The sequence below is a fragment of the Saccharothrix sp. NPDC042600 genome, assembly GCF_040647305.1.
Classification (GTDB): Bacteria; Actinomycetota; Actinomycetes; order Mycobacteriales; family Pseudonocardiaceae; genus Actinosynnema; species Actinosynnema mutabilis.
The window spans coordinates 224,893-244,381 of sequence record NZ_JBEZBW010000003.1; the positions used below are offsets into that span (position 1 = coordinate 224,893).

20 protein-coding genes are annotated in these 19,489 nt (G+C 71.4%); 8 read left to right on the forward strand and 12 right to left on the reverse strand.

Annotated elements, in window-relative coordinates; translation table 11 throughout:
- Positions 1 to 61 precede the first annotated feature (61 nt).
- From AB0A74_RS04420 to AB0A74_RS04430, 3 genes are read right to left on the reverse strand one after another with little or no spacing between them, the layout of a single operon-like run.
- Positions 62 to 1,681 carry a WXG100 family type VII secretion target gene (locus tag AB0A74_RS04420; protein ID WP_358247462.1) on the reverse strand — a complete coding sequence of 540 codons (1,620 nt, stop codon included), beginning with the start codon at positions 1,679 to 1,681 and terminating at the stop codon, positions 62 to 64.
- The gene (locus tag AB0A74_RS04425) at positions 1,678 to 1,986 is read right to left on the reverse strand and encodes a type VII secretion target (protein ID WP_358247463.1); all 309 of its coding nucleotides are present in this window, start codon (positions 1,984 to 1,986) and stop codon (positions 1,678 to 1,680) included. Before AB0A74_RS04425 ends, AB0A74_RS04420 begins: the two co-directional genes overlap by 4 nt.
- 18 nt (positions 1,987 to 2,004) lie before the next feature.
- Positions 2,005 to 2,457: a YbaB/EbfC family nucleoid-associated protein gene (locus AB0A74_RS04430; protein ID WP_358247464.1), complete on the reverse strand. Its 453-nt coding sequence runs from the start codon at positions 2,455 to 2,457 to the stop codon at positions 2,005 to 2,007.
- 193 nt (positions 2,458 to 2,650) lie between these two features.
- Between AB0A74_RS04430 and AB0A74_RS04435 the strand changes: the two genes are divergently transcribed.
- The 5 genes from AB0A74_RS04435 (at position 2,651) to AB0A74_RS04455 (ending at position 6,806) form a co-directional block, all read left to right on the forward strand.
- Entirely contained in the window at positions 2,651 to 2,908 is a 258-nt protein-coding gene (locus AB0A74_RS04435; protein ID WP_343932792.1) for a helix-turn-helix transcriptional regulator, read from the forward strand.
- 19 nt (positions 2,909 to 2,927) lie between these two features.
- Positions 2,928 to 3,839 carry an ATP-binding cassette domain-containing protein gene (locus tag AB0A74_RS04440; RefSeq protein WP_358247465.1) on the forward strand — a complete coding sequence of 304 codons (912 nt, stop codon included), beginning with the start codon at positions 2,928 to 2,930 and terminating at the stop codon, positions 3,837 to 3,839.
- Positions 3,836 to 5,023 (forward strand): ABC transporter permease, encoded by a 1,188-nt coding sequence (locus AB0A74_RS04445; RefSeq protein ID WP_358247466.1) that lies wholly within the window; start codon positions 3,836 to 3,838, stop codon positions 5,021 to 5,023. Before AB0A74_RS04440 ends, AB0A74_RS04445 begins: the two co-directional genes overlap by 4 nt.
- A gap of 67 nt (positions 5,024 to 5,090) precedes the next feature.
- Complete coding sequence (locus tag AB0A74_RS04450; RefSeq protein ID WP_358247467.1) at positions 5,091 to 5,870, forward strand: hypothetical protein; 780 nt, start codon at positions 5,091 to 5,093, stop codon at positions 5,868 to 5,870.
- A gap of 75 nt (positions 5,871 to 5,945) precedes the next feature.
- Positions 5,946 to 6,806: a hypothetical protein gene (locus AB0A74_RS04455; RefSeq protein WP_358247468.1), complete on the forward strand. Its 861-nt coding sequence runs from the start codon at positions 5,946 to 5,948 to the stop codon at positions 6,804 to 6,806.
- Here AB0A74_RS04455 and AB0A74_RS04460 read toward each other — a convergent pair.
- From AB0A74_RS04460 to AB0A74_RS04475, 4 genes are all read right to left on the reverse strand, one after another.
- Positions 6,796 to 8,067, reverse strand: a complete 1,272-nt coding sequence (locus AB0A74_RS04460; protein ID WP_358247469.1) for a deoxyribodipyrimidine photo-lyase — start codon at positions 8,065 to 8,067, stop codon at positions 6,796 to 6,798. The two genes, AB0A74_RS04455 and AB0A74_RS04460, sit on opposite strands and share 11 nt — an antisense overlap.
- Before the next feature lie 377 nt (positions 8,068 to 8,444).
- On the reverse strand, positions 8,445 to 9,758 hold the full coding sequence (locus AB0A74_RS04465; RefSeq protein WP_358247470.1) for a citrate synthase: 1,314 nt from the start codon (positions 9,756 to 9,758) through the stop codon (positions 8,445 to 8,447).
- Positions 9,759 to 10,028: 270 nt separating this feature from the next.
- The gene (locus AB0A74_RS04470) at positions 10,029 to 10,964 is read right to left on the reverse strand and encodes a carbohydrate kinase (protein ID WP_358247471.1); all 936 of its coding nucleotides are present in this window, start codon (positions 10,962 to 10,964) and stop codon (positions 10,029 to 10,031) included.
- Positions 10,961 to 11,560 (reverse strand): TetR/AcrR family transcriptional regulator, encoded by a 600-nt coding sequence (locus AB0A74_RS04475; RefSeq protein WP_358247472.1) that lies wholly within the window; start codon positions 11,558 to 11,560, stop codon positions 10,961 to 10,963. Before AB0A74_RS04475 ends, AB0A74_RS04470 begins: the two co-directional genes overlap by 4 nt.
- A 113-nt stretch (positions 11,561 to 11,673) precedes the next feature.
- Between AB0A74_RS04475 and AB0A74_RS04480 the strand changes: the two genes are divergently transcribed.
- On the forward strand, positions 11,674 to 12,816 hold the full coding sequence (locus tag AB0A74_RS04480; RefSeq protein WP_358247473.1) for an acyl-CoA dehydrogenase family protein: 1,143 nt from the start codon (positions 11,674 to 11,676) through the stop codon (positions 12,814 to 12,816).
- 46 nt (positions 12,817 to 12,862) lie between these two features.
- Here AB0A74_RS04480 and AB0A74_RS04485 read toward each other — a convergent pair whose 3' ends face one another.
- Together AB0A74_RS04485 and AB0A74_RS04490 are read right to left on the reverse strand one after the other, a co-directional pair.
- The gene (locus tag AB0A74_RS04485) at positions 12,863 to 14,056 is read right to left on the reverse strand and encodes an amidohydrolase (protein ID WP_358247474.1); all 1,194 of its coding nucleotides are present in this window, start codon (positions 14,054 to 14,056) and stop codon (positions 12,863 to 12,865) included.
- A gap of 19 nt (positions 14,057 to 14,075) precedes the next feature.
- Complete coding sequence (locus tag AB0A74_RS04490; protein WP_358247475.1) at positions 14,076 to 14,948, reverse strand: aldose 1-epimerase family protein; 873 nt, start codon at positions 14,946 to 14,948, stop codon at positions 14,076 to 14,078.
- A 56-nt stretch (positions 14,949 to 15,004) separates the two neighbouring features.
- Between AB0A74_RS04490 and AB0A74_RS04495 the strand changes: the two genes are divergently transcribed.
- Positions 15,005 to 15,562 carry a TetR/AcrR family transcriptional regulator gene (locus AB0A74_RS04495; RefSeq protein ID WP_358247476.1) on the forward strand — a complete coding sequence of 186 codons (558 nt, stop codon included), beginning with the start codon at positions 15,005 to 15,007 and terminating at the stop codon, positions 15,560 to 15,562.
- Positions 15,559 to 16,380: an MBL fold metallo-hydrolase gene (locus AB0A74_RS04500; protein WP_358247477.1), complete on the forward strand. Its 822-nt coding sequence runs from the start codon at positions 15,559 to 15,561 to the stop codon at positions 16,378 to 16,380. Before AB0A74_RS04495 ends, AB0A74_RS04500 begins: the two co-directional genes overlap by 4 nt.
- Positions 16,381 to 16,428: 48 nt before the next feature.
- Here AB0A74_RS04500 and AB0A74_RS04505 read toward each other — a convergent pair whose 3' ends face one another.
- The 3 genes from AB0A74_RS04505 to AB0A74_RS04515 form a co-directional block, all read right to left on the reverse strand.
- Positions 16,429 to 17,811: an APC family permease gene (locus tag AB0A74_RS04505; RefSeq protein ID WP_358247478.1), complete on the reverse strand. Its 1,383-nt coding sequence runs from the start codon at positions 17,809 to 17,811 to the stop codon at positions 16,429 to 16,431.
- A 72-nt stretch (positions 17,812 to 17,883) separates the two neighbouring features.
- Entirely contained in the window at positions 17,884 to 18,102 is a 219-nt protein-coding gene (locus AB0A74_RS04510; protein WP_358247479.1) for a hypothetical protein, read from the reverse strand.
- Between the two features lie 36 nt (positions 18,103 to 18,138).
- Positions 18,139 to 19,464 (reverse strand): MFS transporter, encoded by a 1,326-nt coding sequence (locus AB0A74_RS04515; RefSeq protein ID WP_358247525.1) that lies wholly within the window; start codon positions 19,462 to 19,464, stop codon positions 18,139 to 18,141.
- Positions 19,465 to 19,489 lie beyond the last annotated feature (25 nt).

Below are 19,489 nucleotides of genomic sequence, written 5' to 3' on the forward strand. Positions count from 1 at the left end.
GGAAGGGGGACCTCCCGCCCAGGAGGTCCCCCTTCCGGTCCGAGTGACCGGGGTCAGCCGGTCATTCGCCGATGATCGGCTTCGCGGCCTTCGGCGGCTCGTCGATCAGCGGCTCGCCCTCCAGGCGCACCTTGCGCTGGTGGTCCTTGCCGTCGCCCTGGCCGCCCTGCGGCGCCATCGGGGGCATCATGCCGCCCATCATGCCGCCGCCCATGCCGCCCTTGCCGCCACCGGGCGCGCCGCCCATCGCGCCGGCGCCGCCCGCCGCGGGCGAACCCTGGGGCAGGACACCGGAAGCGCCGCCGGCCTGCAGCGTCTGACCGGCGCCGCCGCCACCGGAAGCGCCCATGCCGCCGCCGCCGAAGCCACCGGGGATGCCGCCACCACCACCGCCGAAGCCGCCGCCACCACCGCCACCACCGGAGGAGGTGGGCAGGTCGGGCGTCGAGAACGGCCGAGCCGAAGGCACGTAAGGCGTCGAGGTGTTGGTCGCGTAGGTCGTGTCCCGCACCGGGCCCCCGTGGGGCACCGCGGGCGGCGTGACCCGCGGGCCCGACGCCGCCGGGACCCACCGGCCCGGCTCCCAGTGGCCGCCGGAGTTCGCGCCGCCGCTGCCGCCGCCACCGACCTGCGGGGGCCTGCTGACCGTGCCGTTCCCGCCCGGGGTGTAGCCGCCGGAACCGCCGGAGCCACCGCCCCAGCCGCCGTCGGCCGGGCCGCCGCCCAGCGTCGGCGGCCGGCTCACCTGCGGGCCGCCACCGCCGACCGCGCCGCTGGTGTGGGTGCCGCCGCCACCGCTGCCGGAGGTGTAGCGGTCGTTGGCGCCGCGGTCCATCTCGTTGAGCTGGTCCTCGGTCAGCCCCAGGCCGCCCGAGGACGGGCGCGAGCCCGCACCGCCGCCCGCGCCGCCACCCTTGTTGGAGTGGGTCATCGCGGTGATCGCCTGCAGGATCTGCTTGGCGGTGTTGATGATCTGCACGACCTGCTTGATCAGGTCGATCAGCTTCTTGAGCGAGTTGCCGAGCTTCTGCAGGAAGTCGGCGAGCTTCTTGGCGTAGTTGCACGCCATCTGGATGATGTCCGCGATCGCCGCCGCGATGGACGCGCCGAAGGTCAGCCAGGACACCGACAGCCACTGGATGATCTTCATGACCATGTCCGACACGGCTTTGCTGATCAGGTCCATGATGGTCTTGCGGACCTGCGCCACCAGCTCGCCCGCGCCCTTGGCGGCGTTGGAGATGCCGTGCGCGGCCTTGCTCAGCGTCTCCAGGCCGGAGGCGTGCTTCTTGGCCGCCGCGCGGTAGCCGTCGGCCGAGCGGCCCTGCCAGCCGCGGGTCTCCTCGACGGCCGTGCGCCGGTAGTCGGCGACGATGCCCTCGATCTGCTTGGCCGCGGACGCCCAGTCGCCGGCCATCTTCTGGATCGCCTGCGGGTTGCCCAGCAGCGCGTCGAACGGCTCGCGCAGGAAGTCCACGTGCTGGATGGCCCAGCTGAAGCCCGCGGACAGGAAGCCCGACAGCGGGTTGGAGGCCATGCCGACGATGCTCATCGCGGTGTTGGCCATGCCCAGCCCGGCCTGCACCCAGTCGCCGCGCTCGACCGCCGCGACGGTGCCCTGCACGTCGCCGATCAGGTGGGACGGGTCGCGGCCCTGCGTCGTCGCTGCCTGGGTGCTCATCCGCGTGCCTTTCCGTTGAACCCGAAGGCGTTGTCGAGGTCGACGTTCTCGTAGAGGTCGGCGACCTCGCGCAGGCCCTGGCACATGTCGACGATCGTCTCGGTGGCCTGGCCGAAGATGTCCTGCGACTGGCCCGCCGACTGGAGCAGGAAGGAGGCCAGGAACGAACCGAAGACGCCGAAGGCGTCGGTCGACAGCGACGGGTCGGCGCTCTTGGTGGCCGCGAGCATCCGCTGTGCGAGCTGGTCGACCGTGCCGGCGTGGGCCCGGATGTCCTCCGGGCTCACCTGGAACGACACGAACATGGTCCTCTACCCCCTGGCTCAGGCCATCACGTCGGGTGGGTTGGTGAAGTACTCGTCATCGGGCCTGGTGTCTCGACGCTCCAGCTCGGACTCCGGTTCCGCCTCGTCCGTGCCGTCACCCGAATAGCCGTTGGGCATGTTCGCCTTGACGAAGTCGAGCGCCGGGCTGTCGCCGACGAACTCGGTCATGATCTGCACGACCTGGCCGGCGGCGTTGCGCTGCGCCTGGGCGACGGCGGTCATGATCGCGCCCGAGATGCGCTCCGGGTCCTCGCCGCGCAGGCCGGGGCGCAGGATCAGGTTGGTCAGCGCGCCGGAGGCGTTGACGCTGACCGTGACCAGGCCGTCCGGGGAGGTCGCGCTGCCGCCGACGTCACCGAGCTGCGCCTTGGCCTGCTCGGCGTTCTGCTTGGCCTGCTCGATCTTCTGCCCGTACTGCGCGAGCCACTGGTCCGGCTCGATCGGCTCCATAAGTCCCCTCCAGACGACGCCGGGTTTGCGGCCCGCGACACATTCGACCGGTCGACCATCGATTCGGTTCCGGGCAACGTATCGTTTCACCGAATCGTGATTTCCGGACCCGCCCGGCTTGGATACCGCCGTTCGGCCTATTGTGTGAATTGTTTACTTGCCGTTCTGTTGGGTTTTCGCAACACTTCGTAGCATGAGTCCGGCACGCCGGGACGTCGAACAGCGGATCCACAACCGGATCCGGGTGCTGCGGGTCGAGCGGGGGATGACCAGGGTCGGTCTGGCGCGGGCGGTCGGGGTCAACCCCCAGACCATCGGCGCGTTGGAGCGGGGCGACCACTACCCCGGCCTGGACCTGGCGCTGCGGATCTGCGAGGTGTTCGGCCTGCCCGTGGAAGCGGTGTTCAGCCGCGAGCCGTTCGAGCCGCTGTCCACGCGGGTGTACGGCTGACCAGGAGAGAGAGGCACGCGTGGCACAGGGAGTGCTGGAGATCGACCGGGTCTCCAAGCGCTACGGTCCGGTCGTCGCCCTGCGGGACATGACCTTCGACGTGCGCGCCGGCGAGCTGTTCGGCTTCGTCGGCAGCAACGGCGCGGGCAAGACGACGACCATGCGGATCGCGCTGGGCGTGCTCGCCGCCGACGCGGGCGAGGTCCGGTGGAACGGCGCCCCCGTCACGCTGGAGACCCGCCGCCGGATCGGCTACATGCCCGAGGAGCGCGGCCTCTACCCGAAGATGAAGGTGCACGACCAGCTGGTGTACCTGGCCGAGCTGCACGGGATGCGCGGCGACGCGGCGCACCGGTCGGCCGAGGACTGGATCGCGCGGCTGGGCCTGCGCGACCGGCGCGACGACGAGGTGCAGAAGCTCAGCCTGGGCAACCAGCAGCGGGTGCAGCTCGCGGCGGCGCTGGTGCACGAGCCGGACGTGCTGGTGCTCGACGAGCCGTTCTCCGGGCTGGACCCGGTCGCGGTGGACGTGATGAGCCAGGTGCTGCGCGAGAAGGCCGCCGCGGGCGTGCCGGTGGTGTTCTCCAGCCACCAGCTCGACCTGGTGGAGCGGCTGTGCGACCGGGTCGGCATCGTGCGCGCCGGGTCGCTGGTCGCCTGCGGCACGGTCGAGGAGCTGCGGTCGGGCGGCGGCGCGCAGCTCGTCGTGCACGCGCCCGGCGCGGCCGACGGGTGGGCCGACGGCCTGGCCGGCGTGCGCACGGTGGCCGTGGACGGCCCGCGCACCACCCTGGAGCTGGGCCCGGACGCGGACGACCAGGCGGTGCTGCACGCGGCCCTGGCCACCGGACCGGTGCACGAGTTCACCCGGCGGCGGCCGACGCTGACCGAGCTGTTCCGCAGCGTCGTCACCGAGGAGCACGCGGCATGAGCGACCCCACCCCCGGCCGGGCCGTCTTCCTGGTCGCCCGGCGGGAGTTCCTGGCCAAGGTGCGGACGCGGTCGTTCGTCCTCGGCACGCTGGTGATCATCGCCGTGCTGGCCGGGTACGTGCTGCTGCAGACGGTGCTGGTCGAGCGGTCCGACCGGGACACCGTGGCGTTGAGCGGTCAGGCGACCGTGCTGGCCGAGCCGCTCAAGCAGACCGCGAAGTCGTTCGGGCGCGACCTGGTCACCGTGGACGTCGGGGACGTGGCGGCGGCCGAGGAGCAGGTGCGCGCCGGCGAGGTGGACGCCCTGGTGACCGGCGCGCCGGACGCGCTGCGGGTGGTGGTCAAGGACCGCCTGGACGACGAGCTGCGCAACTCCATCGACCTGATCGTCAAGCAACAGGTGCTCAACGCCCAGCTCGCCGAGGCGGGCCTGGACCCCGCGACCGTGGCGCGCAACGTGGAGAAGGCCGGCGTGGACGTCGTCGCGCTGCGACCCGACGACGACCGGCAAGGGCAGCGGTTGGCGATCGGGCTCGTCATCGCGGCGCTGCTGTACTACTCGCTGCTGGTCTACGGGACGATGGTCGCCCAGGGCGTGGTGGAGGAGAAGTCCAGCCGCGTGGTGGAGATCCTGCTCTCGACGCTGCGGCCGTGGCAGCTGCTGCTGGGCAAGGTCGTGGGGCTCGGGCTGGTCGGGCTCGCGCAACTGGTGCTGATCGGGGTCACCGGGCTGGTGCTGGCGTCGGTGTCCGGGATCATCGACGTGACCGGCGTGGCGGGCGGCGCGCTGGCGACCGGCGTCCTCTGGTACCTGCTGGGGTTCTTCCTCTACGCGACGGTGTTCGCGGCGGCGGCGTCGCTGGTGTCGCGGCAGGAGGAGCTGCAGTCGGTGCTGACGCCGATCAGCATGGCGATCGTCATCGCGTTCGTGGTCGGCATCAACCTGATGATCCAGGACGCGTCGGACTCGCTGGTGGCGGTCCTGTCGGTGCTGCCGCCGTTCGCGCCGATCCTGATGCCGGGGCGGATGGCGATGGGCGTGGCGCCGGCGTGGCAGGTGGTGCTGGCGGTGGTGCTGGCGCTCGCGGCCATCGCGGCCATCACGTGGCTGGGCGGCCGGGTGTACGCCAACGCCGTCCTGCGCACCGGGGCGCGGGTGCGCCTGCGCGACGCCCTGCGTTAACCCGTTCGGGGGACGCCCGCTAATCCCAGCAGCGCAAACGCCGATCTCACGGGTGAACGCACCCTGCGTGAGGGAGGCGATCGTGATGGCGGCGAAGTGCGTGGTCGCCCTGTGCGCGCTGGCGCTGGCGGCCTGCGGTGGATCGACGGGCACCGCACCGCCGAGCACCACGACCACCACGGACACCGGGTTCATGACCACGGACTCGACCCCGCCGTCCACGACCACGACGAGCACCACCGCGGGCGGGCGGCTGACGATCACCATCGGCACGGCCCGGCTGGACGGCAGCACGCCCAACGGGTCGCCGTGGGGCGAGCGCCCGCCGGTGTTCGACCTGTTCACCGACGAACCCACGCAGCTTGACTGCAAGGCGTTCGCCTGGAGGGACCAGACCTCGGTGCCCATCACGGTGGTCGGGGTCGCGTTCTCCAACGGCACCGTCGCGCACTCGTCCCAGGCGTTCGACCTGTGCGAGCGGACGGGCGCGGAGGTGGACTGCCGGGGCCACACGTTCGCGCCGCCCAACAGCGACAAGCCCAAGTGCGGCGTCCCCGTCGTCGCGCGGAAACCGCCCGGGGACCGCGCGACGACCACCGTGACGCTCACCTTCCGGGCCGCGTGCTCGTCCGCCGCCGCCAAGCCGTGCGACGACGCCCGTGTGGTCGAGCGGGGACCGTCGGCCGCGCAGCCGGTGTTCCTCGAATGGACCTACAGCGAGACCCTGACGACGGTGTGGCACCCGTGCACGACGGAGGAGCACGACGACGGCTGCCCTTCGGACGAGACCACCACGGACCCGCCGGAGACCACCACGACCGCCGAGCCGACCCCGACGACGTCGTGATGGCGGAGTCGCGGTGGCGGAGTCGTGATGGCGGAGTCGTGATGGCGGAGTCGTGATGGCCGAGGCGGAGTGGTGATGGCCAAGTCGGAGGTCGGCCTCCTGGACCGGGTCCAGTCGTTCGCGGCCATCGCCGCGCCGACCACGCTGGCCACCGCGCTGCTGTTCTACTTCGGCTACGTCGCCACGCTCACCCGTTACCGGTACTTCGGCGTGGACCTGGGCGCGCTGGACCTCTCCACCGCCGAACTCCTCCTGCTCGGCACCGAGGTAGTCCTCCCGCCGCTCGTGGGCCTGCTCCTGCTGGTGATGGCGGCCCTGCTCGCCCACCGGGCCGTCCGCCTGCTGCACCGCGGGCGCTGGGCGAGGCCGGTCGGCGCGGTCCTCGTGGCGGTGGGGGCGGTGGCGTTCGGGCGGGCCGTGGTCGGGGTGCTGTTCCCGAGCGTGTCGCGGCACGAGACGCCCGGCCTGACCGCCGTGTGCCTCGGGCTGGGGCTGCCGCTGGTCGCGTACGGGCTGTGGGTGTACCGCGGTGCCCCGCCGGCGCGGCGGCGGACGCCGTCGGAGGTGCTGTTGCTGACCGCGTTGACCGGCATGGTGGTGCTGGGCCTGTTCTGGGCCACCAACATCTTCGCCGGCGGGTACGGGCGCGGCCGGGCGGTGCAGGACGCCCGCGAGCTGCACGACCGCCCGGTGGTGGTGCTGGACCTGGCGCAGCCGCTGTACCTGCCCGAGAACCTGCCCGGCGTGCACCAGTTCGCGCTGCCGGCGCAGGAGGGGAACCCGTTCCGCGTCCGGTGCCAGGGGCTGCGGTTGCTGACCGAGGCGGGCGGGCGGCTGTTCCTGGTGCCCGAGCGGTGGGAGGGCGGCGCGCGGACCGTCGTCGTGCCCTACGACAGCGAGGTCCGCGTGCAGTTCCTGCCCGGCGCTAACCCTTGATCGCCGCGTACCGGGCCAACGCGACCGCCCGCTCGTGGGCGTGGTCCACGACGGGGTCGCGCGGCTGGTGGACCTTGCGGCCGGGCACGTCCCGCAGTTCCGGGACGTACCGGCGGACGTAGTCGCCCTCAGGGTCGAACTTCTCCCCCTGGGTGACGGGGTTGAACACGCGGAAGAAGGGCGCGGCGTCGGTGCCCGTGCCGGCGACCCACTGCCACCCGTGCTGGTTGGACGCGAGGTCCCCGTCCACGAGGTGCTTCATGAAGTGCCGGGCGCCCCACCACCACGGCAGGTGCAGGTCCTTCACGAGGAAGCTGGCCACGACCATGCGGACCCGGTTGTGCATCCAGCCCTCGGCCAGCAGCTGCCGCATCCCGGCGTCCACGAACGGGTACCCCGTCCGCCCCTCGCACCACGCCGCGAACCGTTCCCGGTCGAGGTCCAGCTCCATCCGGTCGAACCGGCGGTCGAGGTTCCGCCGCGCGGATCCCGGTTGGTGCCACAGGACGTCGGCGTAGAAGTCCCGCCAGGCCAACTCCGACCGGAACGCCACCGACCCCTTGTCCCGCCCCAGATCCGCCAACAACGTGCGCGGGTGCACCACACCCCAGCGCAGGAACGCCGACATCCGGCTGGTCCGGTCCAGGTCGGGCCGGTTGCGGTCGTCGGCGTAGTCCGGCAACCGCTCGTCCCGGAACTTCTCCCACAGTTCCCGGACGTCGGGCAGGAGGTCGCCCTGGGGCAACCGTTCGCTCTTCGCCGGCTCGATCCAGTCCACTGTGGACTCGTCGGTGTCGGCCGGCGCGCGCCACCCGTGTTCGGCCCAGGCTTTGCGGAACGGCGAGAACACGCGGTACGGGCTGCCGTCGCCCTTGAGGACCCGCCCCGGCGTCACCGCGTAGGGAGACCCGGCCCGCACCAGTTCCACGCGCTCCCCCACCGCCTCGTCGCGTTCGCGCCCGTACGGGCCGGCGTCGGCCGACACGTGCACCGAGGACGCTCCGACACTCGCGGCCACTTCGGGAACCACCTCGACGGGGTCCCCGGACACCACCATGAGCCGGCCGCCCAGCTTCGCGTCCAACGTCCGCAGGCACCGGAACAGGAAGTCCACCCGAGGCCGTCCGGCCACGTTGAGGAGGCGGGGGTCGAGCACGTACAGCGCGAGGCCCCGGGACGCCCTTTCGGCGGCGGCGAGCAACGCCGGGTGGTCGGCTACCCGCAGGTCACGCCGGAACCAGACAACGGTCGCTGAATCCACTCTCCGACTTTAGGAGCGCTTCTGTCGCTCTGCATGACAAGAGCTTCAAGAGCTTCAAGCGTGACGCTGGCGCTCTCAAGCGGACGCGCTTCGCGCTCTCAGGATTAAGGGCGGCCTGGAGGCCGCCAATGGGGGTGACGGGCGTCGTGTCCCCCACCGCATGGCCTGGCGGAGCCGACCACACTTTTCGGGGGTCGGTCGAAAAACTTTTGCTCGTTCCTCGCAAAACTTTTTGGCCCGACCCCCGAAAAGTGTGGTAGCCCTTCGGGCAGGCCATACGGTGGGGGACACGAAGCCCTCGGTTTGTGCATGAATGCACCGGGGAAGACGATTAGGCCCGCACCCCGTTGGGGTGCGGGCCGTGTCGGGGGTTGGGGTTAGCGCTCGGCGACGGGGACGTAGGCGCGCTCGGGGGAGCCCACGTAGATCTGGCGCGGGCGGCCGATCTTGGTGGCCGGGTCCTTGATCATTTCGCGCCAGTGGGCGATCCAGCCCGGCAGGCGGCCCAGGGCGAACAGGACCGTGAAGAACTTCGTCGGGAAGCCCATCGCCCGGTAGATCAGGCCCGTGTAGAAGTCCACGTTCGGGTAGAGCTTGCGCTCGATGAAGTAGTCGTCCGCGAGCGCGGTCTCTTCCAGCTTCTTCGCGATGTCCAGGAGCTGGTCGTCGGCGCCCAGCTTGCCCAGGATCTCGTCGGCGGTCTTCTTGATGATCGCGGCGCGCGGGTCGTAGTTCTTGTAGACCCGGTGGCCGAAGCCCATCAGGCGGACGCCGTCCTCCTTGTTCTTGACCTTGCGGACGAAGGCGTCGACGTCGCCGCCTTCCGCCTTGATCTTCTCCAGCATCTCCAGCACCGCGCTGTTCGCGCCGCCGTGCAGCGGGCCGAACAGGGCGTTGATGCCGGCCGAGATGGAGGCGAACAGGTTGGCCTCCGACGAGCCGACCAGCCGCACCGTCGAGGTGGAGCAGTTCTGCTCGTGGTCGGCGTGCAGGACGAACAGCAGGTCCAGGGCGCGGACCAGGTCCGGGTCCACGTCGTAGGGCTCGGCCGGGAAGCCGAACGTCATGCGCAGGAAGTTCTCCACCAGGCCCAGCGAGTTGTCCGGGTAGAGGAACGGCTGGCCGACCGACTTCTTGTAGGCGTACGCGGCGATGGTCGGCACCTTCGCCAGCAACCGGATGGTGGAGATCTCGACCTGGTTGGCGTCGAACGGGCTCAGGCTGTCCTGGTAGAACGTGGACAGCGCGGACACCGCGGAGGACAGCACCGGCATCGGGTGCGCGTCGCGCGGGAAGCCGTCGAAGAACCGTTTCAGGTCCTCGTGCAGCAGGGTGTGCCTGCTGATCTTGGACGAGAACTCGTCCAACTGCGCCTGCGTCGGCAGCTCGCCGTAGATCAGCAGGTAGCTGACCTCGATGAAGTTCGACCGCTGGGCGAGCTGCTCGATGGGGTAGCCGCGGTAGCGCAGGATCCCCGCGTCACCGTCGATGTAGGTGATCTCGGACGAACAGGACGCGGTGTTGACGAAGCCGCTGTCCAGGGTGACCAGGCCGGTGGTGGCCAGGAGCTTGCCGAGATCGATACCGGGCGCACCCTCGGTGGCCGGTACTACCTTCATCTCGTGCTCTCCGCCCTGATGGCGCAGCGCGACGGTACGGGTGTCGTTCGGCGCAGTCGTCGCGTCGGGCATTCAGAGTCCCTCTCACGCTAGGGCGGGGTGGCCCCGTGCGGGTTCTCGCACGTCAGGGCGCGCGGACGTGAGGTGTCCCGCACCGCAGCACCACCCCGTTGGGGTCCTGTCAGTTGTGCCACGCTAGTCGGCGGACAACCCGCTCCACAGCCGCGGCATGAACCGATTCTGCGAGATGGGACCGGCATCACACCTGGATGCACGGTGGCTAGCGTGCATCCCCCACCGTAGCCCTTTTGCGGTGTTTCTCCACCTCAAGAGGGGTGAGAGCTAGGTCATCCCCAGCTCGCGTTTGAATGGCGGTTCCGCGCCGGCGCGCGAGCAGGTAATGGCCGCCGCCGCGCCCGCGAACGCCAGCGCCTCGGCCCACTTCCCGGCCTCCAGACCGCGGACGGCCTCGGTGGACAGGGCGTCGTGGTGGTGCAGCCACGCCAGCAGGGCGCCCTGGACGGTGTCGCCCGCGCCGATGGTGTCCACCACGCTGACCGGGGTCGGTGGGACGTGGATCACGTCGGTCGCGGTCAGCACGGCGAGACCGTCACCACCCCGGGTGAGCACGACCGCCGCGGGGCCCGCCGCGAGCCAGTCGCGGGCGACCTCCAGCACGTCGGCCTCGGGGGCGTCGTCGGGCAGCTCGGCCAGCCAGCGGGCGTCGTCGACGGACACCTTGAGCAGGCCGACGTGCGGCAGCCACGAGTCGTAGCGGTCGCGGTAGGCCAGCGGGTCGCGGATGAGGCCCGCCCGGATGTTCGGGTCCAGCACGGTCAGCGCGCCGCGCTCGGACTCGCGCCACAGCACCCGCTCGTAGGTGCTCGCGCCCGGCTCCAGGACCAGGGACAACGTGCCGAACGAGACGGCGCGGACGTCGCCGGGCAGCGGGCCGGGGTCGGTCACCTGCCGGTCGGCGGTGCCGTCGACGTAGAAGGAGTACCGGGCGGAGCCGTCCTCGGCCAGGCCCACCACGGCCAGGGTGGTCGGCTCGGGGCCGCGCTGGACCAGCTCGGTGCGCACGTTCGAGGCGTGCAGCCGCTCCACCAGCCGGTCGCCGAACAGGTCGGTGGAGATCCGGGACAGGAAGCGCACCGGGGCCTCCAGCCGGCCGGCGGCGACCGCCACGTTGTACGGCCCGCCGCCCAGCCGGGGCGCGAGGTGGCCCTCCGGGGTGGGCACGAGGTCGACCAGCGACTCTCCCGCGACGACGATCACGCCTCGCTCCGTTCTCTGCGCAGCCCGTCCAGCAGCAGTTCGCCCAACGCGGTGAACGCCTCGGCGTCGGTCACCCCGGCGCGGCGCGTGAGGACGCCGGTCTGGATGCCCTCGATGAGCAGCCCTGCCATCTCGGCGATGAGCGTGGCATGGACTTCGCGGAACACGCCTTCCCGGACGCCTTCCTGGATGAACGAACGGATCCGCTCGGCGGCGGCCCGGGCGTTGCGCTCGTAGGTGGACCGGGTGGGGGCGAAGGCCGACACATCGGCGATGAACTGGGCGGACGCCCGTCTGAGCTCCTCGGCGGCGCCCGCCAGGTAGGTCCCGACTCGGGCACGCACATCGCCGGTTTCGGACACGCGCCGCTCGATGCGCTCGGCCGCGCCCTTGAAGTACCGCCCGACGACCCGGACCGCGAGCTGCTCCTTGCTCGCCGCGAGCGCGTACAGCGTGGACTTCGAGCAGCGCAGGCGGGCGGCCAGGTCGTCCAGCGTGAAGTGGGCGAACCCCTCGGCCAGCACGAGCTGCTCCAACCTGCCCAGCAGGTCGACCTGCCGGGGCGTGAGCGGCCTGCGCGTGATCGAGGACGTCATGGCGGAACTCTGTCACACTCCCTGGCGGCAGTACTGGCGTACGTCCTACAGTACTCTCACCAGTACTTGCCGCGTCGGGTCACGAGCCCGGCCGCCGTAGTCGGAGGTCGACGATGCCCGCCGAACGCCTGCTGCCCACCACCGAGGCCGAGGACCTGCTCGCCCTGGTCCGCGAGATCGCCCGGGAGGAGCTGGCGCCGCACGCGGCCGAGGCGGAGGAGCACGAGCGGTTCCCGCGCGACAAGTTCCGGCTGCTGGGCAAGACCGGCCTGCTGGGCCTGCCGTACCCGGAGCGGTTCGGCGGCGGCGAGCAGCCCTACGAGGTCTACCTGCAGGCGCTGGAGGAGATCGCGTCGGCGTGGATGTCGGTCGGCGTCGGCCTGTCCGTGCACATCATGTCCAGCTACGGGCTGGCGACCTTCGGCACCGAGGCGCAGAAGGAGAAGTGGCTGCCCGACATGCTCGCCGGCGACCTGCTCGGCGGGTACGCGCTGTCGGAGTCGCACGCCGGGTCCGACGCGGGCGCGCTGTCCACGCGGGCGGTCAAGCAGGACGACCACTACGTCGTCAACGGCACGAAGGCGTGGATCACGCACGCCGGCGTCGCCGACTTCTACACCCTCATGGCCCGCACCGCCGACACCGGCGGCCGGGGCATCTCCTGCTTCCTCGCGCCCGGCCGCGCCGACGGCCTGTCCGCCGCCGCGCCCGAGCGCAAGATGGGCCTGACCGGGTCCGTCACCGCGCAGCTGCGGTTCGAGGACGTCCGCGTGGACGCCGACCGCCTGGTCGGCGCGGAGGGCGACGGCCTGAAGATCGCACTGTCCGCTTTGGACTCCGGCCGGCTGGGCATCGCCGCGTGCGGCGTGGGCCTGGCGCAGGCGGCGCTGGACGAGGCGGTGGCCTACGCCAAGCAGCGCACCCAGTTCGGACGGGCGATCATCGACTTCCAGGGCTTGGAGTTCCTGCTGGCCGACATGGCGGCGGCGGTGGAGTCGGCGCGCGCCACCTACCTGTCGGCGGCGCGCCGGCGGGACCGGGGGCTGCCGTTCACCCGCCAGGCGGCCATCGCGAAGCTGGTGTGCACCGACACCGCCATGAAGGTCACCACGGACGCCGTGCAGGTGCTCGGCGGGGCCGGCTACACGCGGGACTTCCCGGTGGAGCGGTACATGCGGGAGGCCAAGGTGCTGCAGATCTTCGAGGGCACCAACCAGATCCAGCGCCTGGTGATCGGCCGCGACCTGCGCCGCTGAACCCGGTGTGCGCCCGGGCGAAGGCCGCCCGGGCGCGGTGGCCCGCTCAGGCCTCCGAGTAGAACGGGTTCGCCACCACGCCCTCGCCGTCGGCCCACCGGTACACCTCGCGGCCCTGGACGAAGACGTTCAGCGCGCGGCTCATCACGTCCAGCGGGTCGCCGGACCAGATCACCACGTCGCCGTCGAGGCCCGGCGCGAGGGAGCCCACGCGGTCGTCCAGGCCCATGATGTGGGCCGGGTTCACGGTGATCGACTCCAGTGCCACGCGGCGGTCCAGGCCCTCCTTCACGGCCAGGGTCGCCTGGTGCACCAGGAAGTGGATCGGCACCACCGGGTGGTCGGTGGTGATGGCGATCCGCACGCCCGCGCGCGCCAGGACGCCCGGCGTGCGCAGGCTGCGGTTGCGCACCTCGACCTTGGAGCGGGTGGTGAACAGCGGCCCGATGACGACCGGAACGCCCTTCTCCGCCAGCAGGTCCGCGATCAGGTGGCCCTCGGTGCCGTGGTTGACGATCAGCTGGTAGCCGAACTCGTCGGCCAGCCGCAGCGCGGTGGCGATGTCGTCCGCGCGGTGGCAGTGCTGGCACCACGGCAGCGTGCCGTCGAGCACCTTCGACAGCACTTCCAGCGTGTTGTCCCGGTCGAACGGACCGTCGGCGGCGGCCTTGCGGGCGGCGTAGTCCTGCGCCTTGGTGAAGGCGTCCCGGATGACCGCGGCCACGCCCTGGCGGGTGGACGGCAGCTTCTTCTGGTCGCCGTAGACGCGCTTGGGGTTCTCGCCGAGCGCGCTCTTCACGCTGACCGGGTCGCGCAGGAGCATGTCGTCCACGGTCCGGCCCCAGCACTTCACGGCCACCGTCTGGCCGCCGATGACGTTGCCGGAGCCGGGCTTGATCACGGCCGTGGTGACGCCGCCGGACAGGGCGTCGGCGAAGCCCACGTCGGCGGGGTTGATGGCGTCCAGGGCCTTGAGGCGGGCGCCGTTGGGGTCGGTCATCTCGTTGGTGTCCTGACCGGCCCAGCCCTCGCCCTCCTCGTGCACGCCGAGGTGGCCGTGGGCCTCCACGAACCCGGGCAGCACCCACGAGCCCCCGGCGTCCACGACGGGGACGTCGGCGGGCACCTCGACGGAGGCGCCCACCGCGACGATCTTCCCGTCCCGGACCAGCACGGTCCCGTTCTCGATCGGCTCGCCCGCGACCGGGACGACGTACCCACCCGTGATAGCGACGTTCATAGTTAGCGACGCTAACGGTCTACGCCAGGGGACGCAAACCCCACCGGCCGGCCCACGAGTCGCCCGGCTCCAGCCACAGCAGGTCCACGCCCGAGTTCAACGCGTCCGGCGGGCACGTCATCGGCTCGATCGCCACCGCCCGGCCACGCCCGGGGAAGTCGTCGGGCGTGTAGACCTGCACCCACTTGAAGTCCGGGTCGGCCCACACCTCCACGCCGCCGCCGGGGCCGCGCAGGACGTGCCGCACCAGCCCGTCCACCGGCTCGCAGCCGCCGAAGGCGGTGTCCAGCTCGACCCCGGCGAGCAGCCGGGCCACGCGGAAGTCGTAGTCGCCGGACACCGGCTCGGCGGGGCCGTTGGGGATCATGGTGTCGGGGTCCACCGGCAGGACGGTCGTGGCCGCGAGGGACAGCGTGGACTCGTCGGTCGGGGACAGGCCCGCGCGCGGGTACGGGTGGGTGCCGACGCCGAAGGGCGTGCGGGCGTCGCCGACGTTCTGCACGCCGTGCGACACGGTCAGCCCGTTGTCGTCCAGCGCGTAGGAGATCGTCGTGCGCAGCTCGACCGGCCAGCCGAAGCCCGCGACCGGGACCTCCAGCGAGATCAGCGACCCGGTGTGCTCGACGACGGTCCACACCGCACGCCGCACCAGCCCGTGGATCGCGTTGCCGCGCGCGGGCTCGGTGATCTCCAGCCGCTGCTCGACGCCGTCGAGGGTCCACCGGCCGCCGGCCGTGCGGTTGGGCCACGGTACGAGCACCGCGCCACTGCCCATCGGCGGTTCGTCGTCGTAGGTCTCGACGTACGGCACACCGCCGACGTCGAAGGACTTCAGCCCCGCACCGTCGGGGTCGATGACGGCGCGCGCCGCGCCGTGGGCGATCTCCAGCATCGATCAAGCGTAGCGGCCAGGACCAAACAACTAGACCGGTCTGTATAGTTCACGGCATGGCACGCCGCACCGACACCCGACAGCGCATGGTCCGCACCGCCGCGGACCTGTTCCACGCGCAGGGCTACCACGCCACCGGCCTGAACCAGGTGCTGGCCGAGGGCGGGGCCCCGAAGGGCTCCCTGTACTTCCACTTCCCGGGCGGCAAGGAGCAGTTGGCCGTCGAGGCCGTCGCCCTGGCCGCGGACGACCTGTGCGCCGCTCTCCGCACGATCTTCGAGACCACCGCGGACCCGTTGCGGGCACTGGAGAAAGTCCTGACCATGCTCGGCGAACGCCTGGAACGCACCGACTTCCGCGAGGGCTGCCCCGTCGCCACCGTCGCTCTCGACGCGAGCGCCGAGAGCGAACCCATCCGCACCGCCTGCGCCTCCGCCTACGACCAGTGGCAGCGGGTCATCGCCGACCACCTGGGCGGCGACGAGGACGCGGCGGCGGTCGTGCTGGCCGCCATCGAGGGCGCGGTCCTGCTGGCCCGGACCCGCCGCGACCTGACCCCGCTCCGCGCCGTGGGCGCCCGCCTGCCCGCCCTCCTGGGAAGGACGACCAAGTGAAGGTCCACCACCTCAACTGCGGCACCATGCGCCCGTTCGGCGGGAAGCTGGTCGACGGCAGGGGATCCGTGTTCCGCCGGGCCGAACTGGTCTGCCACTGCCTGCTGCTGGAGACCGAGCACGACGGCCTGGTCCTGGTGGACAGCGGCCTCGGCGTGGACGACGTGCGGCGCCCCGCGGAGACCCTGTCCCGGGGCTGGCGCCGGATGTCCCAGCCGGTCCTGGACGAGCGGGAGACCGCCGTCCGCCGGGTCGAGGCCCTGGGCTTCCGCGCGGACGACGTCCGCCACGTGGTCCTGACCCACCTCGACCTCGACCACGGCGGCGGCCTGCGCGACTTCCCGCACGCGGAAGTCCACGTCCTGCAAGAGGAATTGACCAACGCCCTCCAGCCGGACAAGCGGGGCAACGACGCCGTGCGGTACCCGGACAAGCAGTGGTCGCACGGCCCGAAGTGGGTCACCCACGAGCCTCGCGGCGAGGCGTGGTTCGGGTTCGAAGGCGTCCGGGAGTTCCGCGAGGACGTCCTGCTGGTCCCGTTGTTCGGCCACACCAGGGGCCACACCGGCGTCGCGGTGAAGAAGGACGACGGCTGGTTGCTGCACGCCGGCGACGCCTACTTCCACCACCGGGAGATGAGCGACGACCCGTACTGCACGCCCGCCCTGACGATGATGCAGAACCGGGTGGAACAGGTGCGCGAACTGCGCCTGCACAACCAGGACCGCCTGCGCGAGCTGAAGCGGACGCACGGGATCGACATCGTCAACGCCCACGACGCGACCGAGCTGCGCCGCCACCAGCTCCAGCCGGTCTGACGGTCCGGGGACGCCGCGCCGGACCGGGCGGCGCGGCGTCCGCTGTGCCTACTTCGACAGCTTCTCCGCGTCGAACTCGACCTTGCCGTGCACGACCCGGTTGATCAGCCACAGCACCAGGCCGGCGGCGAGCAGGTACAGGGCGATCTTGTAGTCGTCCGCCGGCCGCCCGGACAGCGGGCTGGCCAGGTAGGCGCACGTGATCGCGCCCAGCACCGGCACCCAGGTGGGCGCGCGGAAGTGCTTGTGCTCGACCTTCTCCTTGCGCAGCACCAGGACCGCGATGTTGACGATGGTGAAGACGACCAGCAGCAGCAACGCCGTGGTGCCGCCGAGCTTCGCGATGTCGGCCGTGGACACCAGGATGATCGCCACGCCGCTGGTGAACACGATGGAGATCCACGGCGTGCGGCGGAACGGGTGCACGGTCCCGAACACCTTCGGGATGATCCGCTCGTTGGCCATGCCGTAGATCAACCGGCTGGCCATCAGCATGTTGATCAGCGCGGAGTTGATGACCGCGAACAGGCCGATCAGCGAGAACACCCACAGCGGGAAGCCCGGCGCGCCCACCTGGACGACCTTCAGCAACGCCGAGCTGCCCGCCTTGGACAGCTCGCCCGCCGGGATCAGCAGCGACGACGTGATGGCCACCAGGACGTAGATCGTGGCCGCGATGACCATGCCCCACAGCATCGCGCGCGGGAAGATCCGGACCGGGTCGCGGCACTCCTCGGCCATGTTGACCGAGTCCTCGAAGCCGACCATCGCGAAGAACGCCAGGGCGGTCGCCGACGTGATCGCCACCAGCGCCGACTGGCCGGGCGCGGGGTCCACCTGGGTCAGCCGGCCCGGGTCGCCGTCGCCCGCGAGCACCGCCCACACGCCGATCGCGATGACGATGACCAGGCCGGACAGCTCGATGCAGGTCAGGACCACGTTGGCCTTGACCGACTCGGACACGCCCCGGAAGTTGATCGCGGCCAGGCCGACGATGAACAGGATGGCGACCAGCGTGGCCGACACGGTGAAGGTGTCGGAGAAGAACTCCTTGATCACCGACTGCAGGTAGGTGCGGCCGAACGCGAGCGCGGCCGACGACGCGGACGTGATGCCGGAGCTCATGACGGCGAAGGCCACCATGAACGTCAGGAACTGGATCTTGAACGCGCGGTTGGTGTAGAGCGCCGCGCCGGCCGCGCGCGGGTACTTGCCGACGAGTTCGAGGTAGCTGAACGCCGTCAGGAAGGCCACCGCGAAGGCGATCAGGAACGGCAGCCACAGCGCGCCGCCGATCTTGCCCGCGACGTTGCCGGTGAGGGCGTAGATGCCGGTGCCGAGGATGTCACCGACCACGAAGAACAGCAGCAGCTTGGGCCCGATGGCCCGGTTCAGTTCCGGTTGCGCCGGTGCGCTCGTCGCTTCCGCCATGCCGGATGAGTGTGCCGGATCACACCTGGCCCGGATAGTTGACCCACCGAACCTTGGGCAAGGCTTGATGTTCTACAGCAGGGAAAGCCCCTCGCGGACGTCGATGCGGGCCACCGCGACCGCCTCGTCCAGGGCCGCCCGGAACGCGACCGCCTGTTGCAGGTCCAGCGCCACCGCGCCGCCGCCGCCCGGCAGGTAGATCTCCACGGTCCCCCGGGTCACCCCGAGGGCGAGCCCGGCCCGCCGCGCGCCTTCGGCCTCCACCCGCCACTCACGCCCGTCGCTTCGCACCCGGCCGAGGATGGCGCAAGCGAGCACGGGCGGCAATCACACGATCGTGGGAGCGGGTTCGGGGGTGAACCGGTAGCGCCACACCGCCGGGATCAGCAGCACCGCGACGACCGTGGCGACCACCACCGCCACCCCGCCGAACACCGTCGCGACACCGGGTCCGACCGCCGCGCCCGCGGTGCCGTGCACCAGGTCGGCCAGCCGCGGCCCGCCCGCCACCACGACGATGAACACGCCCTGCATCCGGCCGCGCATCTCGTCGGTGGCGGCGGACTGGAGGATCGCGCTGCGGAACACCATGCTGATCATGTCCGCCGCGCCGCCGATGGCCAGGAACACCACGGCGAGCCACAGGGCGTTGGAGAACCCGAAGCCGATCATCGCGAAGCCCCAGGCGATGACGGCCACCGCCGTGCCGACGCCGTGCCGGTGGACGCGGGAGGTCCAGCCCGACACCAGCCCGCACAGCATCGCGCCCAACGAGATCGAGGCGAACAGCCAGCCCAGCGCGAGGCCGCCGCCGGGCGGGTCGCCGAAGGTCACCTCGGCCATCTCCGGGAACAGGGCGCGCGGCATGCCGAAGACCATCGCGATGATGTCCAGCACGAAGGAGGCCAGCAGGATCTTCTGCACGGCCAGGTAGCGGAACCCGTCCACCACGTCCTTGAGCCCGGCGCGGCGGCTCACGCCGTTCAGCGGGGGCAGCGGCGGCAGCTTCCACACCGCCCAGATCGTGATCGTCAGCGCGACCGAGTCGATCAGGTACAGCGTGGGCAGGCCGATCACCGGCATCAGCGCGCCGGCCAGCATCGGGCCGAAGACGCCGCCGAAGGTCATCACGGTGGAGCCGAGCGCGACCGCCGCGGGCACCTGGTCGACGGGCACCAGCCGGGCGACGGACGCGGCGCGCGCCGGGGCGTTGGCGGCGAAGAACACCTGTTGCAGCCCGAGCAGGGCGATGACCAGCCACACGCTGCGCATGTCGAAGGCGGCCTGCAGCCACAGCAGGATCGACGTCACGGCGATGCCGACGTTGGTGACCACGAGCAGCTTGCGCCGGTCGACCACGTCCGCGACCGCGCCGCCCCAGAGCCCGAACACCAGCAGCGGCACCAGCGCCACGCCGGCGGCGACGCCCACCCAGCCGGACGAGCCGGTGATGTCGTAGACCTGCTTGGGCACGGCCACCGCGGTCAGCTGGCTGCCCACGGCGGTCACGACGGTCGAGAGCCACAGCCGCCGATACGCCACGACCTTGAGCGGTCGGGTGTCGATGGCGACCTTCCCCAGCAGCTTCCTCACTCTCGTTAGCGTACGACAACTAACAACTTGTTTACCGAGACGTGGACCACGGCCCACCATCCGGACGATGCCGCCCGCCCGCCGG

Bases quoted from the DNA above. Each gene is read 5' to 3' on its own strand.
- AB0A74_RS04425 (WP_358247463.1), bottom strand. From the start codon at position 1,986: ATGTTCGTGTCGTTCCAGGTGAGCCCGGAGGACATCCGGGCCCACGCC.
- AB0A74_RS04495 (WP_358247476.1), top strand. From the start codon at position 15,005: ATGGCACGCCGCACCGACACCCGACAGCGCATGGTCCGCACCGCCGCG.
- AB0A74_RS04445 (WP_358247466.1), top strand. From the start codon at position 3,836: ATGAGCGACCCCACCCCCGGCCGGGCCGTCTTCCTGGTCGCCCGGCGG.
- AB0A74_RS04490 (WP_358247475.1), bottom strand. From the start codon at position 14,948: ATGCTGGAGATCGCCCACGGCGCGGCGCGCGCCGTCATCGACCCCGAC.
- AB0A74_RS04455 (WP_358247468.1), top strand. From the start codon at position 5,946: ATGGCCAAGTCGGAGGTCGGCCTCCTGGACCGGGTCCAGTCGTTCGCG.
- AB0A74_RS04475 (WP_358247472.1), bottom strand. From the start codon at position 11,560: ATGACGTCCTCGATCACGCGCAGGCCGCTCACGCCCCGGCAGGTCGAC.
- AB0A74_RS04515 (WP_358247525.1), bottom strand. From the start codon at position 19,464: ATGGTGGGCCGTGGTCCACGTCTCGGTAAACAAGTTGTTAGTTGTCGT.
- AB0A74_RS04435 (WP_343932792.1), top strand. From the start codon at position 2,651: ATGAGTCCGGCACGCCGGGACGTCGAACAGCGGATCCACAACCGGATC.
- AB0A74_RS04505 (WP_358247478.1), bottom strand. From the start codon at position 17,811: ATGGCGGAAGCGACGAGCGCACCGGCGCAACCGGAACTGAACCGGGCC.
- AB0A74_RS04485 (WP_358247474.1), bottom strand. From the start codon at position 14,056: ATGAACGTCGCTATCACGGGTGGGTACGTCGTCCCGGTCGCGGGCGAG.
- AB0A74_RS04465 (WP_358247470.1), bottom strand. From the start codon at position 9,758: ATGCCCGACGCGACGACTGCGCCGAACGACACCCGTACCGTCGCGCTG.
- AB0A74_RS04420 (WP_358247462.1), bottom strand. From the start codon at position 1,681: ATGAGCACCCAGGCAGCGACGACGCAGGGCCGCGACCCGTCCCACCTG.
- AB0A74_RS04430 (WP_358247464.1), bottom strand. From the start codon at position 2,457: ATGGAGCCGATCGAGCCGGACCAGTGGCTCGCGCAGTACGGGCAGAAG.
- AB0A74_RS04480 (WP_358247473.1), top strand. From the start codon at position 11,674: ATGCCCGCCGAACGCCTGCTGCCCACCACCGAGGCCGAGGACCTGCTC.